This is a genomic window from Streptomyces sp. NPDC002602 (assembly GCF_042889445.1).
GTDB lineage: Bacteria > Actinomycetota > Actinomycetes > Streptomycetales > Streptomycetaceae > Streptomyces.
In genome coordinates this window covers 183,376-197,300 of sequence record NZ_JBIAQX010000008.1, presented here as the reverse complement: position 1 = coordinate 197,300, position 13,925 = coordinate 183,376, and the positions used below count along the sequence as shown (strand labels likewise).

Here is a 13,925-nt window from a genome sequence, read left to right as displayed (position 1 = left end):
CGCCCATCGACGAGGCCCTGCTCCGGCACCTCACCCCGAGCGTGATCGGGATCCTCGTCCGCCGCGGAGTCGATTTCGCGGCGGCCGAGGACGCCGTGCAGGACGCCCTGGTCGAGGCGGTCCGCGTGTGGCCGGCCGACCCCCCGCGGGACGCGAAGGGCTGGCTGGTCACCGTGGCCTGGCGCCGGTTCCTCGACGCGACCCGATCGGACGCCGCCCGGCGCCGGCGTGAGGTCCTCGTCCAAGAGGAGCCGGCGGCGGGGCCCGCGTCCTCGGTGGACGACACGCTGCGGCTGTACTTCCTGTGCGCCCACCCGTCGCTGACGCCGTCGTCCGCGGTCGCGCTCACGCTGCGAGCCCTCGGCGGGCTGACCACGCGCCAGATCGCCCAGGCCTACCTGGTGCCCGAGGCGACCATGGCGCAGCGCATCAGCCGGGCCAAGCGCACCGTCTCCGACGTGCGCTTCGACCGCACGGGCGACGTGGCCACCGTGTTGCGCGTCCTCTACCTGGTCTTCAACGAGGGCTACTCGGGTGACGTCGACCTCGCGGCCGAGGCCATCCGGCTCACCCGGCGGCTCGCGGCCGTGATCGACCATCCCGAGGTGGCCGGACTGCTCGCCCTGATGCTGCTCCACCACGCCCGGCGGGCCACCCGGACCGCGCCCGACGGCAGCCTGGTGCCGCTCGCCGAGCAGGACCGCGGCCGGTGGGACACCGAGTCGATCGCCGAGGGAGTGCGGATCCTGCAGGCGGCACTCGCCCGCGACCGCCTGGGCGAGTTCCAGGCCCAGGCCGCCATCGCGGCGCTCCACGCCGACGCGCCCACCGCCGGCGAGACGGACTGGGTGCAGATCGTCGAGTGGTACGACGAACTCGTGCGGCTGACCGACAGCCCCGTCGTCCGCCTCAACCGCGCGGTGGCCGTGGGCGAGGCCGACGGGCCGCGCGCCGGCCTGGCGGCGCTCGCGGAGCTGGACCCGTCCGCCCCGGGCCCCTCGGGCAGGGGGCAACCCCTGCCCCGCCACGCCGCGGTGGCGGCGTACCTCCACGAGCGCGACGGCGACCTGGTGCTGGCGGCGCGGCTGTACGCCGAGGCCGCCGCCAAGGCGCCGAACCTCGCCGAGCGCGACCACCTGACGCGCCAGGCCGCCCGGCTCAACGCCCTCGGGCGTCGCTGACGAGTCGCGTCGAGCGGGTGGTGGTCGGTGGTTCACGCGGTCGTTCGGTCGGTGGGCGTTCGTCCGGTCGGCGGGCGGTCAAGACGGACCGCGTGATTCCGGACAGGTTTTCGAAGATGTGTGCCCGGGGGAGTCGCGCGGGTACGGGCGCTGCGGGGGAGCGGGCTGCTCGGGCGGTGCGGCCCGGGAAGGGCGCGCGCGGCGGCCCCGCAAGCGGTGTGCGGGGCCACCGGCCCGGCGGAATGTCCCCCCGAGGGTAAATGGCCGATATTCGCCCCGTCGGTCCGCTTTCGGGTGGCCGCGTAACAGGGCCGACAAATCCGTACGCTACGGTAACTTCGCTGTCTGTCACCAGCGAAGCGCGGCGAACCGCCACGCCTTTCCGCCGGAGCGATGTGTGCTGCCCGCGTGCGGCCACCACGGAGTGAAAATTGAGCACGAATAACTTATACAGCCGTATGGAATCCATCGGATCCCATATACCGGCCACCACGCTGACCACCCGGGAACTGACCGGGCGAACCCCGAATCTGCGGGACGTGGACGTCGAAAGGATCACCGGAGTCGCCGAGAGGCGGGTCTACGACCCGCGCCCCGAAATGGGCGAGGACTCCTTCGGAATGGCCCTTCGTGCCGCGCGCGACTGCCTCGCGGCGTCCCGATACGAGGCCGCCGACCTGGACATCGTCATATCGGCGTCGATCACCCGTTTCAAGGACGCCGACCGCTTCTACTTCGAACCTTCCTTCGCGGGCTCCCTCGCCCGGGAACTGGGCGCCCGCTCCACCTTGCACTTCGACGTCTCCAACGCCTGCGCCGGAATGATGACCGGCGTGTACCTTCTCGACCGGATGATCCGTTCCGGCGCGGTCCGCAGCGGCATGGTCGTCAGCGGTGAGCAGGCGACCCGCGTCGCCGAGACGGCGGCCCGCGAGATCGGCGACTCGTACGACCCGCAATTCGCCTCCCTCTCCGTCGGCGACTCCGCCGCCGCGGTCATCATGGACCGGTCGGTGGACGAGGCCGACCGGATCCACTACGTGGACCTGATGACCTGTGCGGAGTACTCGCACCTGTGCATGGGAATGCCGAGCGAGCGCACCGAGGGAATCGCGCTCTACACGGACAACAAGAAGATGCACAACAAGGACCGGCTCGCCCTTTGGCCCCGATTCCACGGCGATCTGCTGTCCAAGAACGGCCGGGATTTCGCGGGCGAGGAATTCGACTACATCATTCAGCACCAGGTCGGCGCCCGGTTCATCGACTACGTGAACCAGACGGGCGAGGCGGAGTTCGGCACGCCGATGCCCACCTCGCTCGCCGTCGTGGAGAGGTACGGAAACACCGCCACCACCTCACACTTCCTGACGTTGCGTGAACACCTCGCGGCGGGCACCGCCCGGCGCGGATCCACCTTCCTGATGGTTCCCGCCGCCTCCGGCGTGGTCACCGGAGCCCTGTCGGCCACCGTCACCCACCTGGGGGTCTGAACCATGGGCATGATCATCACCGCCGCGGGCACCGCCACCGTCGACGCACACGTCCCCGACACCGGGGCCCCCGACACACACGCCCCCGACACCCGGGCCACCAACGCCCAGGCCACCCCCGGGGCCTCTTCCGTGGTGCTCGCCGGCCGGGCCGCCCGCGATTGCCTCGACCAGACCGGTCTGTCCCCATCGGCCGTCGGCGTCCTCGTCAACGTGGGCGTCTACCGGGAGTCCAACACCTTCGAACCGGCTCTCGCGGCCCTGGTGCAGAAGGAGGTCGGCATCAGCCTGGACTACCTCGTGGATCCCGCGGCCGGCTTCTCCTTCGACCTCATGAACGGCGCCTGCGGCGTACTGAACGCGGTTCAGGTCGGTCAGGCGCTCCTCGCCACGGGCAGCACCGAACGCCTCCTGGTCACCGCCGCCGACGTGCACCCCGGCGGCGACGCCCGCCGCGACCCCGACTACCCGTACGCGGACCTGGCCGGCGCCCTCCTGCTGGAGCGCAGCGCCGACCCCGAAGCCGGATTCGGCCCCGTACGGCACTACACGGCCGACGGCCCCAGCGACACCGAGGGCTACCTGGACACCGCCGGCATGGGCGCCGAGGGCCGGACCCTGATCACCGTGCGGCGCTCCCCGGACCACGACCGCCGACGCGCCGAACTCGCCGCCACCGCCGTCGCGGACTACGCCGCCGCGTACGGGCTCGACCTCGACCGCACCCTGGTCATCGGCCCGGGCACCGAGGCGGACGCGCTTCCCCCCGGCGAGACGGGCGAACCGCACACCGCGGCCCCCGTCCTCGGCTACCTCCACGCCCTGGCGGCCGGCCTGCCCGAGGACTGTGACCAACTGCTGTTCGTCACCGCCGGCGCCGGCCCCAGCGCGGCCTGCGCGAGCTACCGCCCCGAAGGCCGGTGATCCGGTGACCACCGCGAGCCATCGACGCACGAACACCCGGGCGCCGGCGGCCGGCGCCGCCGCGGGCCTCGCCGCCCGTCTGGAAGCCAACGCCCGCGCCTTCCCGCACAAGCCCGCCGTCATCCACCCCGATGGTGGCCGCGAACCCGACGGTCGCCCCCGCTACCGCACCCTGAACTACGGCGAGTTGCAGCGGGAGGTGGAGCGACTCGCCCACGGACTGACCCACGCGGGGATCGGCCGGGGAACCAAGACCGTGCTGATGACCCCGCCCGGACCCGAGCTGTTCGCCCTGGTCTTCGCACTCTTCCGGATCGGCGCCGTCCCCGTCGTCGTCGATCCCGGCATGGGGCCGCGCCGCATGCTCCACTGCTACCGGGCCGTGGGCGCCGAGGCCTTCATCGGGCCGCCGCTCGCCCACCTGGTGCGCGTCCTGGGCCGGCGCACCTTCGAAGCCGTGCGGATCCCGGTCACGCTCGGCCGCCGGCGCCTGTGGGGCGGTCACACCCTGGCGCGCCTGCGGTCCGCCCCGGGCCCGCGCACCGCGCCCCCCGCCGTCGGCGGGGACGACCTGCTGATGATCGGCTTCACCACGGGAAGCACCGGCCCCGCGAAGGGAGTCGAGTACACCCACCGGACCGCACTCTCGATCGCCCGTCGGATCGAGGACGCCCACGGCCGCACCCGGGACGACATATCCCTGGTCACCCTGCCCTTCTACGGCATGCTCGACCTGGTCTACGGGTCCACGATCGTCCTCGCCCCACTGGCCCCGGCGAAGGTCGCGCAGGCCGATCCCGAACTTCTCGTCGACGCGCTGGAACGTTTCGCCGTCAGTACGATGTTCGCCTCGCCCGCCCTGCTGCGCCGCCTCGCGGACCATCTCACGGCTCACACACACCCCTTGCCCGACCTGCGCTGCGTGGTGTCCGGCGGGGCGCCCGTGCCGCCCTCCGTCGTCGCCGCGCTGCGGGACGTCCTGGACGAGAAGGCCCGGATCCACGTCACCTACGGGGCCACCGAGGTCCTCCCGATCACCTCGATCGAGTCCGAGGAGATTCTGGCCGAGACCGCCGCCCGGGCCGCGCTGGGCGCCGGAACCTGCGTGGGCCGGCCCGTACCCGGCACCCTCCTGCGGATCGCGCCCGTCACCGACGGCCCGATGCGGGCCCTCGCCCCCGGGTCGGACACGGACCCGGAGCCGGGGCGCGTCGGGGAGATCCTCGTGGCCGGGGACTCCGTCAGCCCCCGCTACCACGCCGCCCCGCAGGCCGACGCCCTCCACAAGGTGCCCGAGACGGCGCCCGAGGACCCGGCCCGCGCGGGTCTCCACCCGCCCGGCGAGGCCGGACCCGCGCCCCGCGTCTGGCACCGCACCGGCGACCTCGGCTACCTCGACGGCAGTGGTCGACTGTGGTTCTGCGGACGGTCGGCCCAGCGCGTGCGCACCACCGGCCACGACCTCTACACGGTGCTCTGCGAGGGCGTCTTCAACGCACATCCGCTGGTCCGCCGCAGCGCCCTCGTCGGCGTCGGCCCGGCCGAGGCGCAGCGGCCCGTCGTCTGCGTGGAGACCGAGGCCCCCCTCGACGCGGACGCCTGGCGCGACCTCGTCGTCGAGCTGCGCGCATCGGCCACCCACCACGTCCCGGAGCTCGGGTCCGCGCCCTACCTGCGCCACACGGGATTCCCCGTCGACATCCGGCACAACGCCAAGATCGGCCGCGAGGAGCTCGGCCGGTGGGCCGAACGCCGCCTCGCACCCCCGGCGCCCCCGTGGTCCCGCGCCGGCGCCCCGAAGCTGATCCCGCTCGCCGGCTGGTCCTACCTCCTGGGCGGCGCGGTCCTGGCCGCCACCGTCGGAGCGCCCGAAGCCCCCGTCCTGCACTGGCTGTGGTGGATCGACGCCTTCCTCAGCGTCGGCGTGCACGCCGCGCAGATCCCCCTCGCCCTGCCCCGGGCCCGGGCGGCCGGACACGGGCGGGCAGCCGCCGTCGCCCTCACCATGCTCTACGGCGCGACCTGGTGGCGGACCCTGTGAACATCCTGATCACCGGGGCCACCGGCTTCCTCGGCGGCCACCTCGTCGACGCCTGCCTGCGCGAGGGCCACCACGTACGCGCCCTGGTACGCGAGGGCAGCGACACCGCACGGCTCGGTTCCCTGCCCGGGGTCGAACTCGCCGTCGGCGACCTGACGGACGAGGACTCGCTGCGCGCCGCCGCCGCGGACCGCGACACCGTGCTGCACAGCGCCGCCCGGGTCGTCGACCACGGCAGCCGCGCCCAGTTCCACGAGGCGAACGTCGCCGGCACGCGGCGGCTCATGGACGCCGCGCGGGCCGCCGGCGCCGGCCGGTTCGTCTTCGTCTCCAGCCCCAGCGCGCTGATGCGGATCCGCGAGGGCGACCGCGTCGACATCGACGAGTCCACGCCCTACCCGGACCGTTTCTTCAACCTGTACTGCGAGACCAAGGCCCGCGCCGAACAGGACGTACTGGCGGCCCACACCGAACGCTTCACCACCGTCGCCCTGCGCCCGCGCGGCATCTGGGGGCCGCGCGACCACGCCGGCTTCCTGCCCCGCATGATCGGCGCGATGCACGCGGGCCGGCTGCCCGACCTGTCGGGCGGCAAGCGGGTCCTGGTCTCGCTGTGCCACAGCGACAACGCCGTCGCCGCCTGCCTGCGGGCGGCCACCGCGCCGAGTGAACGCGTGGGCGGCCGGGCGTACTTCGTCGCGGACCGGGAACGGACCGACCTGTGGGCCTTCCTCACCGAGGTCGGCCGGCTCCTCGGCTGCGCACCGCCCGGACCGAGGATCCCGCTGCCGGTCGGCCGCGCCCTCGCCGGCGCCGTCGAGACGCTGTGGCGGCTGCGGCCCGGTTCCGAGGGGACCACACCGCCGATGAGCCGCTACATGATGGCGCTGCTCACCCGATCCACGACGTACGACACCGGTGCGGCCCGACGCGACCTCGGGTACGAGGCGCCGCGCGGCCGGGCGGACGGCGTCGGCGAACTGGTGCGGTGGGTGGAGGACATCGGAGGGGTCGACGCCTGGACCCGCCCCGGCGCCACACCACCCCAGGGCCGCCCACCCGACCCCAAGGTCGGCCCCCCGTCCGGGCCCCCGCGGGCCGGCGATCGCGCGGGAGGGCCCGCGACCGGGCGCTCCGACACCACCGCGCCGCGGCCCGTGCGGGCCATCGGGTTCGCGGTCGGATCCGGGGCCGGGCCCGCGTCCGAGGAAGGGCCCGCGTCCGTACCGCCGGGACCCGCCGGCACCGCACCCGCCCGTTCCGAGCGAGAAGGCACCCCGCGATGAACCGTCCCCGACCCACCCCCGCCCACCGCTACCGGCGCCCGGTCTCGCCCACCGAGCGGCTCTACCTCGCCGCCGAGCACGCCCGGGGCGCCATGGCGCTGCGCATCCTCGTCGAAGGCGAGGGCCTCCCCGCACCCGACCGTCTCCGGGCCGCGGTGGCCCGGGCCGCCGAGGCCGTCCCCGGCTCGCGGCTGGCCCGGCGGGGTCCGCTGTGGCACGCCGACGGGCCGTTGCCCCGCGTCCGCTACGCCGATGCCCGCTCCGCCGCGGCCTTCGAGGTGTCCACGCCGGACACGACCACCCTGTTGTACGGTCCCGCGCGGCGGACGGATCCGCCCGGCTGCGAGGTGCTGGTGGTGCCCGGCCGGGCCGCCCCGTCCGCCGCCGACGAGGGCGCGGTGCCGGGCACCCGCACCACGCTCGTGTTCAGCGTCTCGCACGCCCTGATGGACGGGCACGGCGCCCTGATCTGGGTACGCGAGGTCTTCCGGGCACTGCGCGGAGACCCGGTGCAACCCGCCTTGGGACCCGACACCGACCGAGGACTGCTGCGCCGGGTCGGCGCCGCCGACCGCCGCCCCACGCTGCCGCCCGACCAGCCGTCGCCCCTCGGCCGGGCCTCGGCAGGCCCCCCGCGGACCCTGTGGCTGCGCAGGACCCTGCCCGGACACCACTCGGCCCTCACGGCCCGCCTCGCCCAGGCCGTCACCGACGCCTCGGGCCGGCCCGGCCGGGTCATGGTTCCGGTCGACCTGCGCCGGCACCGCCCCGGCGTCACCGCCACCGGCAACCTGACGCTGCCGCTCTTCCTCGACCTGAGCCCGGGCGACGACTGGACCGGCCCGCACCTCGCCCTGCTGCGGTCCCTCGCCGAAGGCCGTGAACTCGCCACCGGCTTCGAGTCGGCCCTCGCCCCGCTGCCGCTCGCCGCGTCCGCCCTGTTGCTGCGCGCCGGCCAGGCCGCCACCGGCCGCGCCGACCGCCACCTCGCCACGGCCGTCGTGTCCCACCTGGGTCGACTGGCCCCGGAGGACTACAGCGGAGGGGGTTTCACGGCCACGACGGTCTACGCCCTGCCCGTCCACGCGCCCCTGGTACCCGTCTCGTTGGTCGCGGCCGAGACCCCCGAGGGGACCGAGCTGACGATGGGGGTACGGGGCGGCCCCGATCTCGCGGCCCGCGCGGAGCGCTTCCTCGACCGGGCCCTGGCCCGTCTCGCGCCCACGACCGAGCCGCCCCCGACCACCGTGTCCCCGTCCGCCCCGTTCCCGACCACCGCGCCCGGACCGGTCCCGGCCGCCACCGGGACCACCGTGGTCGACCTGCTCCGCGCGCAGGCGGCCCGCACCCCCCACGCGGTCGCCCTCGACGGGCCCGAGGGGGAGGTCACGTACGCGGAACTCGATCGCCGCTCCGACGCCGTCGCGCGCGAACTGGCCGGTCGCGGCATCGTCCGCGAGGACCTCGTCGGACTGATCGTGGACCGGACGCCGGCGGGCGTCACCGCCCTCTGGGGCATCCTGAAGGCGGGCGCCGCCTACGTGCCCCTCGACCCCGCCCACCCCGGCGAGCGGATCAAGGAGGTCCTCCAGGAGTGCGGCGCCCGGCTGTGTCTGACCCAGCGCCACCTCGCCGACGCGCTGACGGTGTCCGTTCCGTGCCCGTTGATCCTGACCGAGGACGTCCTCGACGCCCCCGCCACGGCGGTCGGGGCACTGCCCCCGGCCCCCGCGCCCGGGGACCTGGCGTACGTCATGCACACATCCGGTTCCTCCGGGCGTCCCAAGGGGGTGCGGATCGAGCACGGAGGGCTGACGGGGTTCGTCCGGTGGATGACCGACGTCTGCCGGGTCGACGAGGACACCCGCTTCGGGTTCGCCTCCTCCTACGCGTTCGACATCTCCTGTTTCGCGTTGTTCCTGCCGCCGGCCGCCGGCGCGACCACCGTGCTCGCTCCCGGGGCACCCTCCCGGGCGACCCTGCGCCGTCTCGTCCACGACCACCGCGCCGACACCCTCGCGCTCACCCCCTCGCACCTCGCGCTCTTCGGGGACCGGGCGGCCGTACGCACCCTGCTGCTCGGCGGTGAGCCGCTGACGCCCGCCGCCGTCCGCTCGGCCCGGGCCGCCTTCGGCCCGGACTGCCGGGTCGTCAACGGCTACGGGCCCACCGAGGCAACCGTGGCCTGCCTCGCGCACGTCGTGGACGGCAGCGAGACGACGGCCACCATCCCCCTCGGAACCGCCGGTCCCGCGACCCGGGTCGAGCTGGTGGCCGAGGACGGCCGAGCGATCGGCACGGGGGAGGAGGACCACGGCCGGACCGGTGAGATCGTCGTCAGCGGACTCCAGGTGGCCCGCGGCTACCTCGGTGCTCCCGACGGGACTTCCTCCCCGTTCGGCACCCGACCGGACGGCGTGCGTGTCTACCGCACGGGCGACCTCGGGCGCCGGCTGCCGGGCGGCGCGGTCGAGTACGCGGGGCGTGCCGACGGGCAGCTCAAGATCGCCGGGCACCGGGTGGAGCCCGCCGAGATCGTCGCCGCGCTGGAGGCGCACCCCGCGGTGAGCCGCGCCGTCGTTGCCGCGCGCGGCCGCCCCGGCACGACCGCACCCGTGCTGTGCGCGTACGTGGTGGCCGCGACCCCGCAGGAGCCGGTGGCCGCCGCGGCCCCGGATGCCGCGGAAGACCCGGAGGCGCGGCGGGTCGGCGGCCCGGACCTGTGCGCGGTGTTGCGCGCGGAGCTGGCCCATCGGCTGCCCGCCCACCTGGTCCCGGCCAGGATCACGACCGTCGCCGACATCCCCCGCACGGTCAGCGGCAAGGCGGACCTCGACGCGCTGCCCGACCCCTTCGGGGCGGTCGGACCGGAGGCGGATCCCATGCCGGCGCGCCCGAGCACGCTCCGGGACCGGGTCGCCCGTCACTGGGCGGGGATCCTCGGCGTGGACGCGGGGGCTCTCGCGGCGGGCGCGGAGTTCCGGCTCCTGGGCGGTGACTCCCTGGCCCTCGTCGAGATGCTCGACGCCGTCTCCTCGGACCTGCTCACCGAAGCCCAGGGGCGCTGGTTCATGAGCCGCCTCGAATCCCTCGTCCGAGACGTGACCCTCGACCACGTGTGTGCCCATGTGGAAGCCGCCCGGAAAGAGGTCCCCGCATGATCTTCATCGGTGACGGAGCCCTGGTGCGACGTGCCGTCGCCCACGCCGCCGCGCGGGGGCACACCGTCGACCTCGTCTGCTGCGAGGATCCGCGGGACGCCGCGGGCGCCCCGCACCTCGCCGCCGACGTCAACACCCGGGCCGCGGACCTCGCGGAGGCCTCCACGGACGGCATCGTCTGGTCCCTGAACAACCGTCGGATCCTCCGCGCACCCGTCCTCTCCCTGGGCCTGCGCATCCTCAACATCCACAACGGTCTCCTCCCGCGCCACCGGGGCCTGCCCTCGGTCGCGCTCCTCTTCGCCCTGCTGCGCGGCGACACCGAGTACGGCGCCACGCTGCACGAGGTCGACGCGGGCATAGACACCGGGCGGGTCCTGGCGGACCGGCGTTTCCCGATCGGCCCCGACGACCGCCACCACCAGGTCATGCTGCGGGGGATCCGGGCCTGCCAAGCCCTCTTCGAGGAGACGCTCGCGGCCGTCGTCGCCGGGTCGGGCCCGCCCGCCGATGCCGTGCGCCCGTACGGACCGGAGACCTACAACGGCGTGCGCGCACTCGAGCGCCTGGCGGAGCACCGGGACCACCCGGCGTTCGACCGGGCCACGGACCTGGGGCCGTTCGCCGTGCACGCACCGGAGTTGGCCCGCGCCGTGGCCGCCGTACGAGGCGACGACCGGGACCCGGTGGCGCCGCCCGTGTAGGTACGCGCGCCCCGTGCGACCCGCGACACCCGATGCGGGTCGCACGGGGCGGATGAGGGTCGTACGGTGCGCGAGCGCGGGGGTGGGCGAGCGTGGGGGTGAGCGGCTGCACGCGGGCCGCCGGTGCGACTCCGGGCGGGCGCGGGCGGGCGCGGGCGGGTGTCGAGCGGCAAGGATCCCGGCGTGGGCGCCCCCGGGCAGGGGATCCGGCCGTCGTCGCCCCGGGGCCGGGATCGAGTGTCGGTGTTCCGGGGCCGGGATCCGAGCGGCAGGGTCCGAACGTCAGTCGTTGAGGCTCTCGGCGAGCTGTCCGCCGAGCTCATTGGCGGTCTGGCCCAGATCACCGCTGGTCAGAAGCGGGTCCAGGGCGGTGGGCGGAGTGAGCGGCGCGGGTGGGGCGTCGGCCTGGGCGGTGCCCAGGCCAAGGCCGAGGGCTGCGACGGACAGTGCGGCGGTGAGGGCCATGCGGCCGGCGAGGGTCATGCCGGGCCAAACGAGGGCCGGTCCGCCGGGACACGCTCGCACTCCCACCGCGTCGCAGGCCTTGCGGGGAAGGGGAAGCGGACGCCGCGACGACCGCTTCCCCCGTCGCCCCGAGCGCCCGTCGGCCCCGGCTCCCGCGCTCGTCGGCCCCGCGCCCGTCGGCTCCCGCGTATGTCGGCCCGTGCGTCCGTCGGCCCGGCGCCCGTTGGCCCGGGCGCCCGCTGGCCCCGAGCGGCCGTCGGCCCCGCGCTTCGTCGGTCCCGCGCCCGTCGGTCCGTGCGCCCGTCGGCCCCGCGTATGTCGGCCCGGCGCCCGTCGGCCCGGGCTCCGCGGTCCCCATGCCCGGCGCGTCCGCCACGCGTCGCGTCCGGGCCCGGGCTCCGCGGTCCCCATGCCCGGCGCGTCCGCCACGCGTCGCGTCCGGCACCGTCCCGTCCACCACGCGGTTCCGTCCGAGGGCGGTCCCCGGAAGTCCGGACCCGCCGCCGTGCAGGCGGAATGCGGACAAGGTTCCCCTCCCCGTACGGGAGCGGCGCCCCGGCGGCGGCCCCCCGCGTGCCCGTGAGGACGGTCGGCCGTCGCGCCGGGGGCCGGGAGTCGGTGCGCGGGGGAGTCGGCCGGTGTCCCCGAGCCCGTGCGGCCGTTGTCGTGTCCGGGGTGATTCGGGCGTGCGCGGCGGCCGAGGGGTGGGGCCCGAAGAGCGGGGCCGCGTGCGGGCGGTCAAGGGAGGAGCGATACGGGGAAACTCGGACACGGCGTGAGAAAAGCCCCGGAGGGCCCGTGGCTGAATCCGGTATCCGGTGCCCGTCGCACTGATAGCGTCCGCGAGTTGATCTTGCCAGTCGCCCCGTCAGGACCCGTCGCGGTCGGGCGCGGTGACGGCCACCCCTCTCGCAAGGAACCCACATTGCTCCGCCCCACGCCCGCGCGGCCCGCCCGCCTCGCTCCCCGGGCCGCCGTCGCGGCCGCGCTCCTCGTGCTCCTGCCCGCCGCGCCGGCCGCAGCCGCCACCACACCGCACCTCGACGGGATCGAACAGGAACTCCGGCGGGTCTCGCCCGGCCTGGAAGGGCGTGTGTGGGAACGCACCGACGGCAACGCCCTCGACGCCTCGACGCCCGGCGGGAGTGACTGGCTGCTGCAGACCCCCGGCTGCTGGGGCGACGCCGGCTGTGCGACGCGGCCCGGTACCGAACGCCTGCTCGCGAAGATGGCCGAGAACGTCGCCCAGGCGAAGCAGACCGTCGACATATCGACCCTGGCCCCCTTTCCCAACGGGGCCTTCCAGGACGCCCTGGTCTCCGGCCTGAAGGCGTCGGTCGCGCGGGGCAACAAGCTCAAGGTGCGCGTCCTCGTCGGCGCCGCCCCGATCTACCACCTCAACGTGGTGCCGTCGAAGTACCGGGACGAACTCGTCGCCCGTCTCGGCGAGGACGCGCGGAACGTCGACCTCAACGTCGCTTCCATGACGACCTCCAAGACCGCCTTCTCCTGGAACCACTCCAAGATCCTCCTGGTCGACGGCCAGTCCGTCGTCACGGGTGGGATCAACAGTTGGAAGGACGACTATCTGGAGACCACGCACCCGGTGTCCGACGTCGACCTCGCCCTGAAGGGGCCGGCCGCCGCCTCCGCGGGTCGCTACCTGGACGAGCTGTGGTCCTGGACCTGCCAGAACAAGGGCAACATCGCCAGCGTCTGGTTCGCCTCCTCCAACGGCGCCGCCTGCCTGCCGTCGCTGCCGAAGTCCGGCGCGGCGCCCGCGGCCCAGGGTGACGTACCGGCCCTCGCCGTCGGCGGGCTCGGCGTCGGCATCATGCGCAACGACCCCACCTCGACGTTCCGGCCCCAGTTGCCGACCGCCCCCGACACCAAGTGCGTCGTCGGACTCCACGACAACACCAACGCCGACCGCGACTACGACACGGTCAACCCGGAGGAGAGCGCGCTGCGGGCGCTCATCTCCGGAGCGAACCGGCACATCGAGATCTCCCAGCAGGACCTCAACGCGACCTGCCCGCCCCTGCCCCGCTACGACATCCGCGTCTACGACGCCCTCGCCGCCAAACTGGCCGCCGGAGTCAAGGTGCGCATCGTGGTCAGCGACCCCGCCAACCGGGGCGCCGTGGGCAGCGGCGGCTACTCGCAGATCAAGTCCCTCTCCGAGATCAGCGACACGCTCCGTGACCGACTCGCCCTGGTCACCGGGGACCGTGCCGCCGCCCGCACGGCGATGTGCTCGAACCTCCAGCTCGCCACCTTCCGCGCAGCCCCCGGCGCGACCTGGGCGGACGGTCGCCCCTACGCCCAGCACCACAAGCTGATCTCCGTGGACGACGCCGCCTTCTACATCGGCTCGAAGAACCTCTACCCGGCGTGGCTCCAGGACTTCGGGTACGTCATCGAGAGCCCCGCGGCCGCCCGGCAGCTCACGGACCAGCTCCTCAGCCCGCAGTGGCAGTACTCGAAGCAGACCGCCACGGTCGACTACGAGCGGGGCGTCTGCCCGTCCTGACCCGCTTCTCCCACCGCATTCAGGCCCTGTGGACGGGGGGCCCCCCCCCCCCCCACCCGCGGCGGCCGCGCCCGGCGGCCGGCCGCGGCGCCCGCGCCCCCCCACCCCGGCCCGCCCGAGGCGCACACGCCCCAAAA

9 protein-coding genes are annotated in these 13,925 nt (G+C 74.8%); 8 read left to right on the top strand and 1 reads right to left on the bottom strand.

Going from position 1 to position 13,925, the window contains the following annotated elements:
* Positions 1–5: 5 nt before the first annotated feature.
* The 7 genes from ACFYW3_RS22760 to ACFYW3_RS22730 all read left to right on the top strand — a co-directional run bounded on the left by ACFYW3_RS22760 (position 6) and on the right by ACFYW3_RS22730 (position 10,790).
* Positions 6–1,181, top strand: a complete 1,176-nt coding sequence (locus ACFYW3_RS22760) for an RNA polymerase sigma factor (RefSeq protein WP_389387186.1) — start codon at positions 6–8, stop codon at positions 1,179–1,181.
* Between the two features lie 458 nt (positions 1,182–1,639).
* Positions 1,640–2,674 (top strand): 3-oxoacyl-[acyl-carrier-protein] synthase III C-terminal domain-containing protein, encoded by a 1,035-nt coding sequence (locus tag ACFYW3_RS22755; RefSeq protein ID WP_351757935.1) that lies wholly within the window; start codon positions 1,640–1,642, stop codon positions 2,672–2,674.
* Positions 2,675–2,683: 9 nt separating this feature from the next.
* On the top strand, positions 2,684–3,598 hold the full coding sequence (locus tag ACFYW3_RS22750) for a hypothetical protein (protein ID WP_389387113.1): 915 nt from the start codon (positions 2,684–2,686) through the stop codon (positions 3,596–3,598).
* A gap of 4 nt (positions 3,599–3,602) precedes the next feature.
* Positions 3,603–5,639 carry a fatty acid CoA ligase family protein gene (locus ACFYW3_RS22745; protein ID WP_389387112.1) on the top strand — a complete coding sequence of 679 codons (2,037 nt, stop codon included), beginning with the start codon at positions 3,603–3,605 and terminating at the stop codon, positions 5,637–5,639.
* Positions 5,624–6,925 (top strand): NAD-dependent epimerase/dehydratase family protein, encoded by a 1,302-nt coding sequence (locus tag ACFYW3_RS22740; protein WP_389387111.1) that lies wholly within the window; start codon positions 5,624–5,626, stop codon positions 6,923–6,925. Before ACFYW3_RS22745 ends, ACFYW3_RS22740 begins: the two co-directional genes overlap by 16 nt.
* A complete protein-coding gene (locus tag ACFYW3_RS22735; RefSeq protein WP_389387110.1) occupies positions 6,922–10,086 on the top strand; it encodes a non-ribosomal peptide synthetase in 3,165 nt (1,054 codons plus the stop codon). Before ACFYW3_RS22740 ends, ACFYW3_RS22735 begins: the two co-directional genes overlap by 4 nt.
* The gene (locus ACFYW3_RS22730; RefSeq protein WP_389387109.1) at positions 10,083–10,790 is read left to right on the top strand and encodes a formyltransferase family protein; all 708 of its coding nucleotides are present in this window, start codon (positions 10,083–10,085) and stop codon (positions 10,788–10,790) included. The genes ACFYW3_RS22735 and ACFYW3_RS22730 overlap by 4 nt, the downstream gene beginning before the upstream one ends.
* 282 nt (positions 10,791–11,072) lie before the next feature.
* Here the strand turns inward: ACFYW3_RS22730 and ACFYW3_RS22725 are convergent, their stop codons facing one another.
* Entirely contained in the window at positions 11,073–11,273 is a 201-nt protein-coding gene (locus ACFYW3_RS22725) for a hypothetical protein (RefSeq protein ID WP_351757916.1), read from the bottom strand.
* 907 nt (positions 11,274–12,180) lie between these two features.
* Between ACFYW3_RS22725 and ACFYW3_RS22720 the strand changes: the two genes are divergently transcribed.
* Positions 12,181–13,788: a phospholipase gene (locus ACFYW3_RS22720; protein WP_389387108.1), complete on the top strand. Its 1,608-nt coding sequence runs from the start codon at positions 12,181–12,183 to the stop codon at positions 13,786–13,788.
* Positions 13,789–13,925 lie beyond the last annotated feature (137 nt).